This is a genomic window from Aeromonas sp. R3-1, from assembly GCF_040908345.1.
GTDB classification, from domain to species: domain Bacteria; phylum Pseudomonadota; class Gammaproteobacteria; order Enterobacterales; family Aeromonadaceae; genus Aeromonas; species Aeromonas veronii.
The window spans coordinates 1-17,105 of record NZ_JBFODN010000059.1; the positions used below are offsets into that span (position 1 = coordinate 1).

Sequence of the window (17,105 nt, forward strand, 5' to 3'; positions counted from 1 at the left end):
GCTGCTGGACATCCTGTGATCCTGCTGGCTTGATGCAAACGGCGACCCTCGGGTCGCCGTTTGTTTTTGGATTATGTGATAGACAGCATTTGTCGCGACCAGCGGGCTGGAAAGGAGAAAAGGGCAGATCTTTTGCGCTTTTTACTGGTTTTTTCAGAAACGGGAACAGGCATACTGCGACTCATTAGAGAGAATAAGGAGAACCCGATGAGCAAGAAGATGAAGAAAGTAGCGGGGCTTGCTCTGTTGCTGCTGAGCATTCCGGCCAGTGCTGATGCCATGCGCTGCAAGAACGCCCTGATCACCGAGGGAGACACCACCGCCGAGATGCTGCTCAAGTGCGGTGAGCCGATGTTGCGTGAAGAGCTCAACCGCAACGAGGAGAACCAGTTTGGCAACATGGTGCAGGTCAAATATGGTGAACGCTGGACCTACAACTTCGGCAATAACGAGTTCATGCGCTTTGTGACGGTGCGCAACGGCATCATTACCGATATCGAAAACGGCCCGCGCGGCCAGTAGCCGGCGGGCAAAGCATGGATGCACAACAGACAGTAGGGCAAGACCCTTTGACTCACATGTCCGGCAAGGGGTCGCGGTGACCAAGTTGTCTGACAGCCAGATTGATCTGGCGAGCCAGTCTTAGCCGCTGGCGGCAGGTCAGGCCATGGAGGCTGATCCTGCCCGCGTTGAATTCAAATGTCCCCAGCGACTCGATGGCAAAATAGCCTCGATGAAAGCTCTTGATGTAGCGAGCGATCTGCCGTGGGGATAACTGCTTGAATACCTTCATCACACGGTTCCCTGATTGCCTGGACAGGGCACACTATGGTGTCGGTCGATGACACTGATATGACGGTTTATAAAGATTTGCATGAATCCTTATTTTGCCAGTGAGCTCGGCAAATTGACGTCATCATCGAAAAAGTTGTGCCATGGCAAACCACCGCACCGATATACTGCGGGCTTGAATGGAACAAACGAAAGGGCCTGTGCGTGGAATGGGTTGATGTGGTGGACGGGAACAACCGGGTGATTGGCGTGGCCGAGCGAGCCAAGGTGCGGCGGGAGAATCTCTGCCATCGTGCCAGCTATATTCTGGTGCTCGACGACGCGGATCGGATCCTGGTGCAGCGGCGCACCCTCAGCAAGGATTTCTGCCCCGGCATGCTGGATGCCTGCGCCGGTGGTGTGGTCACCACCGGCGAGGAGATGGAGCGCTCCGCCCGCCGCGAGCTGGCCGAAGAGCTGGGGATTATGGATGTTCCTCTGCAGGGCTTTGGCAGCTTTTATGCGGAAGGGGAGGGCTACCGGGTCTGGGGTGGCCTCTTCAGTTGCCGTTATCAGGGGCCGCTGCAGTTGCAGGCCGAAGAGGTGAGCGCGGTGCACTGGATGAGCCTGGCCGAGATTGCCGAGCGCGCCAGCGAATTTACCCCCGACTCCCTGCTCGCCATCGCCACCTGGCAGGCAAGGCGCTGACCAACTTCATATATTCTCTTCTCCAGAGACAAGACGGGCAGCCTGATGGCTGCCCGTTTGCATGTGTGCATTTACTTGGTCTGCTACACCAGCTTGAGGCGTCGGTTGGTGCGCCCGCAAGCGCTTGGTTTTGCGAGCCAGTGCCCTTGCCAGTCGGTGGCCAGACGCAGCAATGGATATTCCAGATCGAGCCGGGTCACCACCAGCTGGCCGGTCTCGTCGCCACTAACGGGATTGCCGCTGGCGGGATCGATGATCTCGATGATGCAGCTCTCATTGACGATAAAGCCATGACCGGGCTGGCTCTCGTAGGCCACCACCCCCACATCCTGCCACACCAGACAGTTGAGGGCCGCAATGCCGTGAATGGCGCGCAGTGGTGCCGTTTCAGGATGGGTGGCTTCGCACAACAGGGCGCGGCGCAGCGAGTCGCTCGGGATCTCCGCTGCTTCGGCCGCTTCCAGCAGGTCGAGCAGGGTCACCAGCGGGCCGACATAGCCGGTGGGTTGATAGCGCAGCAGTGCCTCCAGCTGGCGCTGGGTATCGTGGGGCCCGCAGGGTACTACTGGAGCCCCCAGCTGGCGGGCGCCGTTATCGAAGATAAAGGCGGTGGGGCCAGCATGATAGTCGTGGCCGTTGAGCATCACTTCCCCCGCCTTGAAACCGGCGGCAAACAGCGCCCGGGCGGCCCCCCACCAGTCAGCCCCCGCATATTCGGGGATGGCCAGCTGGCCCGGACAGGAGAATACCCGCAGCGCCTGACTGGCCGGACGGCCGGTGAGACCGGCAAAGGGGGGATGAGCTTGCTGGGCGGCAAAGAGCTCTTTGCTGTCGAGCAGTGGCAGGGTGGCCAGCTCTGCCAGATCCTCGAGGCGGCACTGGCGATAGGCGCTGGAGTAACCGGCGCAATATTGACTGACATGGGTAAGCTGATGATTGAGCTGGTCCAGTTGCTGCTGTTCGCGCAGGGCGGGGGGACGAATTTCCAGACCATCGTAATAGTGTTGCATGGGGCCTCCTGGCGCCGTGAAACCAGCTCAAGAGTAGTCTGCCCAAGGGGAAAATGCCTGCCGCTATCCATGGTCAGGCTCAGAGCCGCTGTTAGGCGACATCGTCACTCTGGGATAAACTGGCGACTTCCCATCACTACTCAGGACGAGAAATCATGATTGCTGTAGGACAACCCCTGCCTGCTGGCGAATTTACCTTTATCACCGCCGAGGGCAAGCAGCTGCGGGATAGCAAGACGCTGTTCGCCGGTAAAAAAGTGGTGCTGTTTGCGGTACCCGGCGCCTTTACTCCCACCTGCTCCAATGCTCATCTGCCCGGCTATGTGGTGCTGGCCGATCAGTTTATGGCCAAAGGGGTGGATGCCATCTGTTGTCTGTCGGTCAACGACGCTTTCGTGATGCGGGCCTGGCAGACGGCCCAGAATGCAGAGGCGATCACCATGCTGGCGGATGGCGACGGCAGCTGGAGCCAAGCGCTGGGTCTGGCCAAAGATACCGGCGCCTTTGGCGGCATCCGCGCCCAGCGCTTTGCGTTGATCGCCAACGATGGTGTGGTCGAGCAGCTGTTTGTGGAGGCGCCGGGCAAGTTTGAGGTCTCCGATGCCGCGAGCCTGCTGGCTGCACTGTGAAATGTTAATCACGGTTTGATTTCCCCTTGAAATGGGAGGCGGCACAGCTACACTGGCGCCACTTTCCCATGGTGCCTGCCCGTTCGGGCTGGCGCTTCGTTGCAGATCACAAGAGATGAAGATCCTATGACCCTGGCTTTTGTTGCCCTGATTGCCGGACTGGCGCTGCTGGTCTGGAGTGCAGACAAGTTTGTCGATGGCGCTGCCGCCACCGCCCGTTATGCGGGGATGCCGCCGCTGCTGATCGGCATGGTGATCATCGGTTTTGGTACCTCGGCCCCGGAGATGGTGGTCTCGGCACTGGCTGCGTCCCAGGGCAATCCCGGGTTGGCGCTCGGCAATGCCTATGGCTCCAACATCACCAATATCGCGCTGATCCTGGGCCTGACGGCACTGATCAGCCCTATCGCGGTGGCCTCTCAGGTTGTGCGCAAGGAGATCCCGATCCTGCTTGGTATTACCCTGCTCTCCGGCGCCCTGCTGATTGATGGGCATCTGGGCCGGATGGATGCGGTCATTCTGGGGGCCGTCTTCGTTGCCCTGATGGGCTGGTCCATCTGGGCTGGCATGAATGGCAAGGGCGATGCGCTGGATACCGAGACCGCCGAGGATATCGAGAGCGAGGGGATGTCCCTCAAGAGTGCCATCTTCTGGCTGGTGGTCGGGCTGGTGCTGCTGATCGGCGCTTCCCGCCTGTTGGTCTGGGGGGCGGTGACCATCGCTCAGGCACTTGGTATCAGCGATCTGGTGATTGGCCTCACCATCGTCGCTATCGGTACTTCGCTGCCGGAGCTGGCCTCTTCGCTTATCGCCATTCGCAAGAACGAGCACGATCTGGCCCTTGGCAACGTGCTCGGCTCCAACCTGTTCAACACCCTGGCGGTGGTGGGGATTGCGTCCGGTATTCACCCGCTCGATGTGGCGCCGGAAGTGCTCTCCCGCGACTGGAGCATCATGATGGGGCTGACCCTGCTGCTGCTGGTGATGTGTCTGGGCCGCAAGGGGCAGGGCCGCATCAACCGGCTGGAGGGGGGCGTGCTGCTCACCTGCTTCGTCGCCTACACCGGTTGGTTGCTGGGCAGCCAGTTCGTCTAGCCATATCGGGCAAGATGCAACGAAAGAGGGGAAGCCATGGCTTCCCCTCTTTGCATTCTGTTGGCGGCGTTTAAGCGACAGCCACCAGTTTCTGGCCCTTCTGGCTGCTGTCCAGAATAAGGATGCTCGCCTTGGGGAAGAAGTTGAAAGTTGAGGCGGAGGCCCAGGTGTAGGCGCCCATCACCTTGCCAATCACCAGTTCGCCGATAGCCAGATCCGGCAGCATGATGCCATCGCGGATCACATCCACGCTGTCGCAGGTCGGGCCGGAGAGCACCGAGTTGTGTTGCTCGCCGCTGGCATAAGGCGTGCTCACCGGATAGGTAACGTGGTCGTAGAGCTGGCCGTTGTAGCTGCCGTAGAGACCGTCATCCAGGTAGTACCAGATCTTGTCGCCGCGGTGGGCCTTGCCCATAACGCTTGAAACCGAAGTCATGGCCGGCGCGCTGATAAAGCGGCCCGGTTCGGCAATCTTCTGCACGGTAGCGGGCAACTTGGCCAGCGCTTCGCGGATCGGCGCGCAGAAGCCGTCGATATCGAACTCGCCCCCTTCATAATCCACCGGGAAACCGCCGCCGATATCCAGCACCCAGGGCTTGAGCCCGAGCGCCCAGGCCTGCTCCATGATATCGCGGCACGCGTCGATGGCCTGCACATGGCGACGGGCGTGGGGTACCTGGGAGCCGACGTGGAACGACAGCCCCATCACCTTGATCCCCTTGGCGTGGGCCAGTTGCAGCAGCGGCAGCGCCTGCTCCGGAGTGCAGCCGAACTTCTTGGAGAGGTCGACCTTGGTCTCGGGGTTGGGGAAGCTGACCCGCAACAGCAGTTTCACTTCGTCCTTGTAGGGAATGAACTTTTCCAGCTCCAGCGGGTTGTCGTAGACAAACACGGTGCAGCCGAACTCCAGCGCGTAACGGATATCGCTGTCGCGCTTGATGGGATGGGTATGAATGCAACGGCCCGGGCGAACCCCCTGACTGCGCACCAGATCCACTTCGCCATTGGTGGCCAGATCGAAACAGGCCCCCTCTTCCTTCAAGACAGAGACCACCGCCTCATGGGGCAGGGGTTTGAGTGCATAGTGCAATCGTACATCGGGCAGGGCGGCGGCCAGGGTCCGATACTGTTTGCGGACGGCTGCCTTGTCGAGCAGCAGCAGGGGGGAGCCGAATTGTTCAACCAGCTGACGGTAATCTTGTGCTACCAGGGTCTCGTTCATTCTCTTTTGGTCATCCTTAGGGGGCGTGATATGCCCAAGCCATATGCGATTGAACCGGCGACGGCCGGGTCAGGCGAGCGGTCCGGTGGGACCAACCGAACACAGTGCATAAATTGATGGCAAAGTGCTTGGTTATGCAGCGGATTATCGGCTTATTGATTCTGTGTGCAAGCATTTTGATTGGATATGTCAGCAAGATTTTCTTGGCGAAACGAGAGGGATCACTGTTCTCTATCCGCCATTTTTCCCGTTTGGGCCACATTTGATCCGTGAGAGCCTAACTTGTTGATAGTTAACTAACATTTAACATTCTTGCTGCGATTCTGGTGGTCACTAAAAAAATATAAATGGGGGCGGCCAAGTGCGAGACAGCTCACATTTTTTGGATTAACATGCCGACTTCCTAATCCAAACTAGTTCGGATGAAGGTAGCAGGAGAGCGATGGGCAACCATCCACCGAAGAAGTGAATCTTTCAGGTACCGGGCAACCGGTGTGGACTGCTACTGGACGATACTCTGGAGAGACCCGTTAAATCGGGCGCCGAAGGAGCAAGGCACCATGACTACCCGCAAGGGCAGGCTGGCGCCGGAAACTCTCAGGCAAAAGGACAGAGGGGATGGGATGGTTGTACCTGGGCTTGGCCCGCATCCGATCGCCTCTGGCCGATCGCGACACCTATGGGAAGATCATCCTTCTCCTCCTTAATTTCTGTTTCTTAAGGAGGATGCATGTCATCAATTCAATCGGCGTTAACCGCCATCGATAGTTTTATCTGGGGTCCACCCCTGCTGATCCTGCTGGTCGGGACCGGTATCTATCTCACCCTGCGTCTGGGTCTGCTTCAGGTGGTGCGCTTGCCGCTCGCTCTGCGGCTGGTCTTTGGTCGCGATCAGGGGCAGGGCAAGCAGGGGGATGTCTCCAGCTTCGGCGCCCTCTGTACCGCCCTCTCTGCCACCATCGGTACCGGCAATATCGTCGGGGTGGCCACCGCCATCAAGCTGGGGGGCCCGGGTGCCCTGTTCTGGATGTGGATGGCAGCGCTGTTCGGCATGGCTACCAAATACGCCGAGTGCCTGCTGGCGGTGAAATATCGCGAGCAGGATGCCAACGGCCAGATGGCGGGTGGCCCCATGTACTATCTGGAGAAGGGGCTTGGTTCCAAGCCGCTGGCCAAGTTGTTTGCCCTGTTCGGCATCGGCGTGGCTTTCTTCGGTATCGGTACCTTCCCGCAGGTCAATGCTATCTCAGACGCCATGAGCCTCTCCTTCTCGGTGCCCCGTGAAGCGACCGCCGTGGTGCTGACCCTGATCGTGGCGCTGGTGACCCTGGGGGGGATCAAATCCATCTCCAGTGTGTCGAGCAAGGTGGTGCCCTTCATGGCCATCTTCTACATCGTCGCCTGTCTGGGCGTGCTGGTGAACAACGCCAGCGCCCTGCCCGATGCCGTCATGCTGGTTATCGAGAGTGCCTTCACCGGCCATGCGGCGACCGGCGGCTTCGTCGGTGCCAGCATCATGCTGGCCATTCAGTCCGGGGTGGCGCGCGGGGTCTTCTCCAACGAATCGGGACTGGGCTCTGCGCCCATCGCGGCGGCGGCAGCCAAGACCGATTCGTGCGTGGAGCAGGGGCTGGTCTCCATGACAGGTACCTTCATCGACACCATCATCATCTGCACCATGACCGGCCTGACCCTGGTGGTGACCGGCGTGTGGAGCGGCGATGCAAGCGGTGCGGCCATGACCAGTCTGGCCTTTGCCCAGGGGCTCGATGCCCATGTTGGCCAGTATCTGGTGAGCATTGGCCTCCTGTTCTTTGCCTTTACCACCATCCTTGGCTGGAACTACTACGGCGAGCGTTGCACCGAATACCTGTTCGGGGTTAAGGCAATCAAGCCCTATCGTCTGGTCTATCTGGCGCTGGTGGCGAGCGGTGCTTTCCTCCATCTGGACATGATTTGGCTGCTGGCCGATATCGTTAACGGCCTGATGGCGGTGCCCAACCTCATCGGCCTGATTGGTCTGCGCCATGTGGTGATCGCCGAGACCCGCGCCTACTTTAGCCGGGATCTGGATAGCGAAGCCGAGCCGGAGCCGCAGACGGCCTGAATGCCTCAGCCCGTTTCACGCTCCCCTTGAAAAGAACAAGCCACGACTCCGGTCGTGGCTTTTTTTGTGCGCTGTGTCTATGGACGGGTACTTTCCCTCTCCCTTAGGGATAAGGTCAGGATGAGGGGGATAGCCCCTCGCTCAGCAGGCTATCCAAACGTGCTCGCACTTTCTCCACCAGTGCCTGATCGCTACCGCGCCAATCGATGCAGCTTGCCAGGGTGGTGGAGGTGCTGGGGGAAAAACGCAGCTCCCCGCCCGCCAGTTCGTAGAAGCGGCTCGCCATCCTGGTTCCCTTATCCACATCACCCGCCACCAGCAGCATGGCTTGCGCCAGCACGGCGCCCTGGTGATCCTGCCCCGGCGCCAGCCAGCGCTGGGCGGTACCGGTGATCTTGCGTCCCCCGATCACCAGATTGTACTGACCATCGCAAAAGGAGCCGGGCACGAAGTCATAGCTTCCCTCAAGGCCGTACTCTGCCAGCAGGGTCAGTAGCGGCGCCCCCAGCAGCCGGTAGTAGTGGGCGAGATCTGTGGTGGTGCGGGGCAGCAGCAGGGATAGGTTGAGGATCCCCGCCCCGTGGGGCACGGCAGTGCCGCCGCTGTCGCGCACATGCACTGGCCAACCTTCAGCTGCAAGTTGCTGGCAGGCGGCTTCGTAATGGGGGAGGCGGGTATCTTTGCGAGTGACAATCAGGCATTGGGGCGCCTGCCAGAGGTGAGCGCGGGGCTGGCCGTCATGGGCACAGTCGCGCAGCCAGTGCTGCTCTTGCGCCAGTATTTGTGCGGGTGAAGCGGTATCGGGGAGGGGAGAGAGCAGGCGATAGGGCATGGCGGCATCCTCAAAAAAGGCTGCTCAGCACACTACCCGTGGCGGCTGACAAGGTAAAGCCCCGCAGTGCGGGGCTTGAGTCTGCTATCGGTTGATGACGTCTCAGGAGTGGCGCGCTTCGCGCTTGGGCAGCAGCAGGTTGAGCACGATGGCGGTAATGCCACCGGTGGCGACGCCGTAGGAGAGTACGCTCTTGGCCAGCTCCGGCAGGTGTTGCAGCACTTCCGGCACCTGTGCGACCCCCAGCCCCATGGCCAGCGACACCGCCAGGATCATCAGGGCGCGGCGATCCAGCTCCTCGCGGGCAATGATGCGCACGCCAGCGGCGGCGATGGTGCCAAACATGACGATGGTCGCTCCGCCCAGCACGGGCTCGGGGATCTGTTGCACCAGACTGGCGACCGCCGGGAACAGGCCGAGCAGGGCCAGCATGGCGGCGATAAAGAGCCCGACGTGACGGCTGGCGACGCCGGTCAGCTGAATGACGCCGTTATTCTGGGCGAAGGTGGACATGGGGAAGGTGGAGAAAACCGCTGCCAGCATGGAGTTGGCACCATCGGCCAGCACGCCGCCTTTGATCCGCTCCATATAGACAGGCCCTTCCAGTGGCTCGCCGGAGATATCCGAGGTGGCGGTCATGTCGCCGATCGCTTCGAGCGCCGTCACCACGAAGATGATGGCGAGCGGCACGAACAGCTGCCAGTCAAAGCCGAGACCGTAGTGAAGCGGAATAGGCACCATCACCAGCGGGCCGTCGAAGGTGGGGGCGCTCACTTTGCCCAACAGCAGGGCCACGGCATAGCCCGCCAGCATGGCGATCATGATGGCGGAGAGACGCAGCCAGGGGTTGCGACTGCGTTGCAGCAACACGATAAGGCCGAGCACCAGCAGGGAGAGGAAGAGGTTGGTGTGACTGGCGAAGCTGCCATCAGAGAGGGCTGCATAGCCGCCGCCCATGCTGATCAGGCCCACTTTGATCAGGGTCAGGCCGATCAGCAGCACCACTATGCCGGTGACCAGCGGGGTGATGATCCGTTTCACCAGATGGAGGAAGCGGCTCATCACCACGATAGTGAGTGCGGCAACCATCATGGTGCCAAACAATGTGCCCAACAGATCCTCGGTGGGCATGGCGGCCTGTTTGAGGGCGAGACCGGAGGCGATGATGGGGCCGAGGAAGTTGAAGCTGGTACCTTGTACCGAGAGCAGGCCGGAACCGATGGGGCCGAAGCGGCGGGTTTGAATGAAGGAGGCGATGCCGGACATGACCAGCGACATGGAGACGATATAACGGGTGTCGGCGGCAGGGAGGCCGAGGGCATTGGCGATAATCAGGGGCGGGGTAATGATGGCGACAAACATGGCGAGCATATGCTGCAGGGCGGCGAACAGCGTCTGGGGCAGAGGCGGGACATCCTCTATGCCATAGACCAGTTCGCTATGGGCTCGCCTGGGGGGATGTGCCTCTCGATTGGCGCGTGTGACAGCAGCCTGTTCCATAAGTACCTCGAATTGTGTGGGGAGGGGGAGAAAATTGGGCGCTATTGTAGTGATTGAAATGAGGCTGACCAGCGCTAATTATGCAAAAAAAGGTTTATTTTTTGATGGGTTGAAACGTTTGCGTGCTGCGATTATCATCTGTCGGTTTGTGTGACCGACCTCTCCTTTTTATTCTCCCCGCTAATGACATTTTTACCACTTTGTAGGTGTAGAATGAGCCCTCAGTATTCATCGTGGAGACTCTGGATGCTCAAGTTGTCAGAGTTCTGGAGTGCGAGGGTTCACTCCGAAGACTTTACTCGTACTCGCATGGGGTTTATGACGGTGCGTTTGCGCCTGCTGACCTGCTTGCTGATGCTCGGATTGCCCGCCTGGGCCGTGGTGGATTGGTTGACCTTGCCCGCCGTTCATTTCGAGCAGCTGTTCCAGGCCAGGATCTTCTGCACCCTGGCGCTCTCGCCACTTATTCCGCTTTCGTATCTCATCCACTTCAAGCGGGAACGGATGAAGCTGGCCCTTGGCTACCTGATGGCCGTGATGATGCTCTTCTCCCTCTTCTGCCTGAACAGCTTTGGCGCCGGACAGGAGTTGCAGGCGGGCTATGCTGCCTTTCCCTATCTGCTGATCACCCTGTTTGCCATCTTCCCTATCCCCCTCTCCCTCGGCTTGCAACTGGCAGGCGTGGTACTGGTGACCATGCTGCTGGGCCACTGGCTGCTGGTGGGCCAGAGCATCTGGAGTCAGGCCACCCTGAATCAGGTGTGGGTGCTCGGCATGTTTACCATGGCCAGTTGCTGGGTGCAGTGCGGCCAACTCAACATGCTGCTGCGGCTATATCGGGAATCGACCACCGATGAGCTGACCGGCATGATGAACCGCCGCCTGTTGATGAAGCAGCTGGAGCAGGCCAGAATCCGGCTGCAACTCAAGAAGAAGCCCTTTGCGGTGATGCTGCTGGATCTCGATCGCTTCAAGCGGATCAACGATATCTACGGCCATCTGGCGGGGGATGCGGTGCTCAAGGAGGTGGCGACCACCCTGGGCGAGCAGCTGGAGCCTGACATGGTGCTGGGGCGTTATGGCGGCGAAGAGTTTGCCATCCTGATGCATAACTGCGCCGATCCGGCACTGGCGAGCAAAATGGCCGAGCGGCTGCGCATTGCCGTCGAGGCGCGTCTGGTGAAGAGCCCCACCTCGGACGAATTGCTGGAGGTGACGGTGAGTATCGGGATTGCCATGGCTCGTGCCGATGACACCATCGATATTCTGATCAACCGTGCCGACGAGTGTCTCTATCAGGCCAAGATGGCGGGACGCAACTGCGTGGTGGTCGAGGGGCAGAACCGCGCAAAAACAGATGCCGCCTGAGGGCGGCATCCTGTTGGCAATGTGCTGGTGAAATCAGGCCAGCTTGTACTTGCCGGAGAGCTGCTGGGCCAGCAGCTTGAACATGTTGAAGACCGCCATAGTCTTGCCGGTCGGGGTGCCATCTTCGGCCAGGAAATACTCCCCCTTGAACACCAGAATATCCCCCTTCTGCTCCACCGAATCGGCGCGCATACCGTGGATGAAGTCTTCATGCTCTTTGATGATCTTGTTGGCCATCTCAAGCAGGGCCGTCTCGGTGATCAGCTCTTTCTGTGGTTGCATGCTCGTCTCCTTAAACGACTACTGGACAGGGAAACCGTGGATCCCTGTCTCTGATTGAAGAGGCGCCCAGCATACTGCAAACAGGGTTTTTCTGTCATTGATATGACCCCGATTTGTGGCTGTTTATCCGATCACCAGATTCTTCAACCAGCAGCGTTGGCGAATACGGCGCTGCACCAGCAACACCTTGCTGAGTTCCTCAAGCAATACCACCGCCACCACCCAGGAGAGGGGCCAGCCGAGCAGCGTGACCGCCACCCAGGCGAGCGGGATGCCGATGCACCACATGCCGACGATGTCGATAAAGATGCTGTAGTTCACATCGCCGCCAGAGCGCAGCACCCCGATGATCCCTACCATGTTGAACACCTTGAGCAGCATCCCGAGACACATGATGCCGAGCACCTGACCCGCTTCCGTCATCAGCTCGGGGGGCAGGTTGCCGACCCACTGCAGCAGGTTGGCTTGCAGCAGCCAGACGATGATCCCCACCAGTAGCGCACCGATGGGGGCGAGCAGCAGGAACAGCTGGGAGTGCTGCCAGGCAATCTCGTACTCCTCGGCCCCGAGCCGGTGGCCGAGCAGGGTGGAGCAGGCTACCGCCAGTCCGAAGAAGAGGGAGATAAGGATGCTCTCCAGGGTGCCGAGTGTGGTCATGATGGCCAGCGAATCGGTGCCAAGATGGGCGTAGAGAAAGCCGTAAATCAGCATGCCGAAGGCCCAGAGGCCGTCATGGAACAGCAGCGGCAGGGCGATCAGGGTAAAGCGCACCACCTCCTTGCGCTTGAAGGCGGCCAGCCAGTCTGGTGCGCGCGGGATCAGGCGCGCCTCATAACGCTTTACGTAGAGCAGCAGCAGGGCTGTCTGCAGCAGCCGGGAAATGGTGGTGCCCCAGGCCGAACCGGCGACCCCCATCGCCTCGAAGCCGAAGTGACCGAAGATGAGGGCGTAGTTGAGGATGACGTTGGCGATGATGGCGATAATGCCGATGCGAGTCGGCGCGGCGGCATTGCCGACCGAGCGCAGGGCTGACTCCAGCGGCACCACGATGGCGGTACAGAGGATGGTGGCGCCGGTGATCATCAAGAATTGATCCGCCAGCTTGCGCAGTGCCGGATCCTGACTGGCAAAGCCGAGTACGCTGCCCGGTGATAACACATAGATGAAGGCAAAGGGCAGGGTGACCAGCAGAGCGCCCACTATGGCCAGCGCCAGGGAGCGGCGCACCCCGGCCATCTCCCCGCGCCCGAAGTATTGTGCTGCCAATACCGAGACCCCGCCCGCGAGGCCCGCTATCACCAGCAGATTGAAAAAGAAGACCCGGTTACCCAAGCCGACCGCCGCCACAGCCGTGGTGCCAAGCTGGCTCACCATCATGATATCGATGAGGCCGAGCAGGGAGAACATCATGGATTGCAGCGAGACAGGCAGGGCCAGCCGCCACAATCGGGTCATGAACTCGCGATCGGTGGTTTGTTTTAAAATCGCTTGCCAATAATTCATAGTTGTTAACCGGGTATAAGAAAAGCAAGGTTTGTCAGGGGTATGATAGGGGCTGATGAGGCTCTTCTCACTGTGAGTAGCTCTCGGTTTTCTTGTGTAAAACTATCCTGTTGAGGTGTTATGCCATTTGCCAGCGAGTGTCTGGAGATAGCGCCAGCCTGTGAAGAGCAGATGCTGGGACGTGAAGGGCTGCCCCTGCTCGGCGAGGCAGGGATCTTTCTGACCGGCCTCTCCCGGGTGCGGGATCACTACCTCATCCGCCGCAATCGCCCCGAGTTTCACATCCTGATGATGAGTCATGATGAGGGGGGGGCGCTGCTCACCGACGAGGGGGAGCAAGCCATTCCGGCCGGGTCGCTGATTTTCCTGCCCGCCGCCGTGCCCGGTGGTCTCAAGCTGATTGGCGAAAGCTGGCAGATCAGCTGGATTTTGCTCGATGACGTGCCGCGCTGGCAGCACCTGCATCGCCTTGGTCACCGTATCTGGCAAGGGGATGGCGGCGATCAGCTCTACCATCTGCTCAGCCTGATGCAGGGGGAAGGGGTTCGCTCCCCGCTGCAACCCCAACTGCTCAGCCTGTTGCTGGCGCTGCTGGAGCGCACCCTGCAAGGGGAGGTACGCGGTACCCCTGAACTCAGATTGCAGGCACTGTTTCGCCGGGTGGAGGCGCGCCTGGACGAACCCTGGAGTGTCGCCCTGCTGGCCCGACAGATGGCCTGCTCGGTGCCCCATCTGCATCGCCTCTGCCAGCAAGCGTTCGGTATGGGGCCGATGGCGAGGGTGACCGAGCTCAGAATGAACAAGGCGCGCCAGCTGCTGCTCTATACCAACTGGCCACTTGGCGAGCTGGCGGCCCGGGTCGGTTACAGCGATGGGGCCAACTTTGCCAACCGCTTTCGTCGTCTGACTGGTCAGACCCCCGGCGTCTTTCGTCGACTGGGTCGCAAACCTTTTGCAACGGATGTGCAAACTCTTTGAAATTAATGAGACAAGCCCCTAGGATCGGCGGGTCCCTGCGTCTAGCTAACCGTTTAGGTACCAAGATCCATGTTTGAAGATAATAACCAGAAACGTCCTCTCTACATTCCCTACGCCGGTCCCGCCCTGCTGGAGACCCCTTTGCTCAACAAGGGCAGCGCCTTCACCAGCGAAGAGCGCAGCAACTTCAATCTCGAAGGCCTGTTGCCCCAGAATATCGAGACCATCGAAGAGCAGGCCGAGCGCGCCTATCGCCAGTTCATGGCGTTTGGCAACGACATGGACAAGCACATCTACCTGCGCAACATCCAGGATACCAACGAGACGCTCTTCTACCGTCTGCTGCACAACCACCTGACCGAGATGCTGCCCATCATCTACACCCCGACCGTCGGTAAGGCGTGCGAGGAGTTCTCCAACATCTATCGCCGCGCCCGTGGCCTGTTTATCTCCTATCCGGACAAGGACAGGATCGATGACATGCTGCAAAACGCCACCAAGCAGAACGTCAAGGTGATCGTAGTGACCGATGGCGAGCGGATCCTGGGTCTGGGTGATCAGGGGATCGGCGGCATGGGCATTCCCATCGGCAAGCTCTCCCTCTACACCGCCTGTGGCGGTATCTCGCCCGCCTACTGCCTGCCGGTGGTGCTGGATGTCGGCACCAACAACCAGCAACTGCTGAATGACCCCTTCTATATGGGGTGGCGCAATCCGCGTATCTCGGGGGATGAGTATGCCGAGTTTGTCGATGCCTTCATTCAGGCGGTCAAGCGTCGTTGGCCCGATATCCTGCTGCAGTTCGAGGACTTCGCCCAGAACAACGCCATGCCGCTGCTCAACCGCTACAAGAACGAGCTCTGCTGCTTCAACGACGATATTCAGGGTACGGCTGCCGTGACCTTGGGCAGCCTCATCGCCGCCTGCAAGGCCTCCGGCGCCAAGCTCTCCGAGAAGCGGGTTGCCTTCCTCGGCGCGGGCAGCGCCGGTTGCGGTATTGCCGAGCAGATCGTGGCACAGATGAAGGCCGAGGGGCTGACCGATGCCCAGGCGCGCAGCCGTGTCTTTATGGTGGACCGCTTTGGTCTTATCACCGACAAGATCCCCAACCAGCTCGACTTCCAGCGCCGTCTCTCCCAACCGGTGGAGCGCATCGCCGACTGGCCGGTGGGGGACAATATCTCCCTGCTGGAGGTGATGGAGCATGGTCGCCCGGACATCCTGATCGGGGTTTCCGGTCAGCCGGGGCTGTTTACCGAAGAGGTGGTCAAGACCATGCACAAGCACTGTGCCCGTCCCATCATCTTCCCGCTCTCCAACCCCACCTCCCGGGTCGAGGCGACGCCGGCTGACCTTATCCGCTGGACCGACGGTCAGGCGCTGGTGGCCACCGGCAGCCCGTTCGCACCGGTGGAGCACAAGGGCAAGCGCTACGTCATCGCCCAGTGCAACAACTCCTTCATCTTCCCGGGGATCGGCCTTGGCGTCATTGCCTCCGGCGCCACCCGGGTGACCGACGCCATGCTGATGTCGGCCAGTCGTGCGCTGGCGGAGTGCTCGCCGCTGGTGAAAGGTGAGGAGGGTTCTCTGCTGCCGGATCTGGCGGATATCCATCAGGTCTCCCGCTACATCGCCAAGATGGTGGCCAAGACCGCCATGCTGCAGGGCAAGGCGGTGCAGACCCCGGACGAGGTGATCGATCAGGCCATCGACGCCAACTTCTGGCATCCGGAATATCGCCGCTACCGCCGCACCTCGTTCTGATTTCTGCGGGAAGTGGCAAAGCAAAAGGGATGCGCAAGCATCCCTTTTTACTGCACGTCTGACATGGTTATCGCCTCAAGATCAACTACTCGCTGCCGCCCTGTACGCCGGTTATGCGCACCTCTACCCGGCGATCCGGCCCAAGGCAGTCGATGAGCGCCGCCTTCGCCTTGATGGCATCACACTGGTTGCCGGTGACCGGATTACTCGCGCCATTGCCCTGGATGCTCACCTTGTCGGCAGGCAATCCCTTGCTGATCAGAAAGTCGGCAACGGTTTGGGCCCGAGCTTCTGACAACCTCTGATTGTTGGCATCCGAGCCGATGCGGTCGGTATATCCCATCACGACCGCACTGCCATCCTTGGGCTGCACGTCGACGATCTGCTGGTAGAGATCGTCCAGCGCACTCATCCCCTCCTGTTTGAGGTCCGCTTTGCCAAAGGCGAACAGCACATCGGAACTGAGGTTAAAGGTCTGATCCACCACCTCCGGTTCGGCCGGTGGCGGGGGAACCACGACCGGGGCGGGCGTGGGGGCTGCTTCTTTGGGTTGGCTGCGGTTCGGGTGGATCACCAGTTCCAGCGTGGCGGTGCTGATGTCGCTGACCCAGTGCTGGGTGCCGCTGTTGGCTTTGCCGTTATCCGGATCATCGCCAACGCGCACTATGTAACGGTAGCGTGCCTGCAGATCGACCCAGTCATGGAGCCGGGCCGTCACTCCCAGACCCGCCAGCGGCGCCAGGTTGTCGTCCCCGCCATTGACCGACTCGACGTGATAGATATAGCCACCGCCCTCGGCAAAGAGCGAGAACATCTCGCTGAGCGGCAGGCGGCCAATGACTGACAGCGTGGCTCCCTTGCTGTTGAAGTCATGGCCGCTGATATCCCAGTCACCGGTGGAGAGATAGCCAATCTCTACCCCCAGGTTTTCCGTGAAGTTGTAGCCGCCAAACAGGGAGAGCGCAGTCGCATCCTTGCCGACATCCTGACTGAAATCATTCAGATTGTGGGCAATGGCCCAGCCACCGCCAATCCCGGCATACCAGTCGTGAACCGGTTCCGCTTGTGCGCCTGTGCTCGCCAATGCCAATGCAATCCACACAGGTTTTACTCTTATGTTCATCGCGTATCCTCGTCGATGTTTGGTGTAGTGGGGTTGCCTGCTGGTCAAACCCCACACTTATGTATAGGTGACGGGCTGTTTTTAACCACCAAAGAGGTATGGGGGGCGACACGCCGTGAACTAGGGCGCGAGACGGGAAGAGGAAGGGGGCAATAGAGGGTTACAAAGTAGGTGAAATAAGCGGCAAGAAACAGGAGGCCAGGTGGCCTCCTT

16 protein-coding genes and 1 riboswitch are annotated in these 17,105 nt (G+C 60.1%); of the genes, 8 read left to right on the forward strand and 8 right to left on the reverse strand.

Translation table 11 applies throughout. The annotated features are described in order from the left end of the window. The first annotated feature begins 207 nt into the window (after nt 1–207). A complete protein-coding gene (locus AB5Y85_RS03295; RefSeq protein WP_257687136.1) occupies nt 208–522 on the forward strand; it encodes a DUF2845 domain-containing protein in 315 nt (104 codons plus the stop codon). Between the two features lie 52 nt (nt 523–574). On the opposite strand, the gene AB5Y85_RS03300 is transcribed toward AB5Y85_RS03295, so the two are convergent. Beyond that, nucleotides 575–793: a DUF1107 family protein gene (locus tag AB5Y85_RS03300; RefSeq protein WP_005338403.1), complete on the reverse strand. Its 219-nt coding sequence runs from the start codon at nt 791–793 to the stop codon at nt 575–577. A 203-nt stretch (nt 794–996) separates the two neighbouring features. Here AB5Y85_RS03300 and yfcD point away from each other — a divergent pair, with 203 nt between their 5' ends. Then, nucleotides 997–1,479 carry an NUDIX hydrolase YfcD gene (gene yfcD, locus AB5Y85_RS03305; RefSeq protein WP_021229132.1) on the forward strand — a complete coding sequence of 161 codons (483 nt, stop codon included), beginning with the start codon at nt 997–999 and terminating at the stop codon, nt 1,477–1,479. Nucleotides 1,480–1,562: 83 nt separating this feature from the next. Here the strand turns inward: yfcD and AB5Y85_RS03310 are convergent, their stop codons facing one another. After that, the gene (locus tag AB5Y85_RS03310; RefSeq protein WP_257687135.1) at nt 1,563–2,489 is read right to left on the reverse strand and encodes a phenylacetate--CoA ligase family protein; all 927 of its coding nucleotides are present in this window, start codon (nt 2,487–2,489) and stop codon (nt 1,563–1,565) included. Nucleotides 2,490–2,644: 155 nt separating this feature from the next. Here AB5Y85_RS03310 and AB5Y85_RS03315 point away from each other — a divergent pair, with 155 nt between their 5' ends. Together AB5Y85_RS03315 and AB5Y85_RS03320 are read left to right on the forward strand one after the other, a co-directional pair. After that, nucleotides 2,645–3,118 carry a peroxiredoxin gene (locus AB5Y85_RS03315; protein WP_206875717.1) on the forward strand — a complete coding sequence of 158 codons (474 nt, stop codon included), beginning with the start codon at nt 2,645–2,647 and terminating at the stop codon, nt 3,116–3,118. 126 nt (nt 3,119–3,244) lie between these two features. Further along, a complete protein-coding gene (locus AB5Y85_RS03320; RefSeq protein WP_236287116.1) occupies nt 3,245–4,213 on the forward strand; it encodes a calcium/sodium antiporter in 969 nt (322 codons plus the stop codon). Between the two features lie 70 nt (nt 4,214–4,283). Here the strand turns inward: AB5Y85_RS03320 and AB5Y85_RS03325 are convergent, their stop codons facing one another. Beyond that, the gene (locus AB5Y85_RS03325) at nt 4,284–5,435 is read right to left on the reverse strand and encodes a type III PLP-dependent enzyme (protein ID WP_236287114.1); all 1,152 of its coding nucleotides are present in this window, start codon (nt 5,433–5,435) and stop codon (nt 4,284–4,286) included. Between the two features lie 507 nt (nt 5,436–5,942). Continuing rightward, nucleotides 5,943–6,058, forward strand: a riboswitch (glycine riboswitch). A gap of 107 nt (nt 6,059–6,165) precedes the next feature. Here AB5Y85_RS03325 and AB5Y85_RS03330 point away from each other — a divergent pair. After that, nucleotides 6,166–7,542, forward strand: coding sequence for a sodium:alanine symporter family protein (locus AB5Y85_RS03330; RefSeq protein ID WP_005338391.1), 1,377 nt, complete (start codon nt 6,166–6,168; stop codon nt 7,540–7,542). 115 nt (nt 7,543–7,657) lie between these two features. Here the strand turns inward: AB5Y85_RS03330 and AB5Y85_RS03335 are convergent, their stop codons facing one another. Both AB5Y85_RS03335 and AB5Y85_RS03340 read right to left on the reverse strand, forming a co-directional pair. Further along, nucleotides 7,658–8,374, reverse strand: a complete 717-nt coding sequence (locus tag AB5Y85_RS03335) for a protein ligase (protein WP_257687134.1) — start codon at nt 8,372–8,374, stop codon at nt 7,658–7,660. A 102-nt stretch (nt 8,375–8,476) separates the two neighbouring features. Next, the gene (locus AB5Y85_RS03340; RefSeq protein ID WP_040066712.1) at nt 8,477–9,874 is read right to left on the reverse strand and encodes a nucleobase:cation symporter-2 family protein; all 1,398 of its coding nucleotides are present in this window, start codon (nt 9,872–9,874) and stop codon (nt 8,477–8,479) included. A gap of 246 nt (nt 9,875–10,120) precedes the next feature. Here AB5Y85_RS03340 and AB5Y85_RS03345 point away from each other — a divergent pair, with 246 nt between their 5' ends. Continuing rightward, nucleotides 10,121–11,242, forward strand: coding sequence for a GGDEF domain-containing protein (locus AB5Y85_RS03345; protein ID WP_005338383.1), 1,122 nt, complete (start codon nt 10,121–10,123; stop codon nt 11,240–11,242). Nucleotides 11,243–11,275: 33 nt separating this feature from the next. Here AB5Y85_RS03345 and AB5Y85_RS03350 read toward each other — a convergent pair whose 3' ends face one another. Beyond that, nucleotides 11,276–11,524 carry a YciN family protein gene (locus AB5Y85_RS03350; RefSeq protein WP_005338382.1) on the reverse strand — a complete coding sequence of 83 codons (249 nt, stop codon included), beginning with the start codon at nt 11,522–11,524 and terminating at the stop codon, nt 11,276–11,278. A 123-nt stretch (nt 11,525–11,647) separates the two neighbouring features. Further along, nucleotides 11,648–13,027 (reverse strand): MATE family efflux transporter, encoded by a 1,380-nt coding sequence (locus tag AB5Y85_RS03355; protein WP_257687133.1) that lies wholly within the window; start codon nt 13,025–13,027, stop codon nt 11,648–11,650. A gap of 120 nt (nt 13,028–13,147) precedes the next feature. Here AB5Y85_RS03355 and AB5Y85_RS03360 point away from each other — a divergent pair, with 120 nt between their 5' ends. Then, nucleotides 13,148–14,005, forward strand: coding sequence for an AraC family transcriptional regulator (locus AB5Y85_RS03360; RefSeq protein ID WP_257687132.1), 858 nt, complete (start codon nt 13,148–13,150; stop codon nt 14,003–14,005). 69 nt (nt 14,006–14,074) lie between these two features. Further along, nucleotides 14,075–15,769 (forward strand): NAD-dependent malic enzyme, encoded by a 1,695-nt coding sequence (locus AB5Y85_RS03365; RefSeq protein WP_005338379.1) that lies wholly within the window; start codon nt 14,075–14,077, stop codon nt 15,767–15,769. Nucleotides 15,770–15,854: 85 nt separating this feature from the next. Here AB5Y85_RS03365 and AB5Y85_RS03370 read toward each other — a convergent pair whose 3' ends face one another. Then, complete coding sequence (locus AB5Y85_RS03370; protein ID WP_257687131.1) at nt 15,855–16,892, reverse strand: OmpA family protein; 1,038 nt, start codon at nt 16,890–16,892, stop codon at nt 15,855–15,857. Nucleotides 16,893–17,105: the final 213 nt, after the last annotated feature.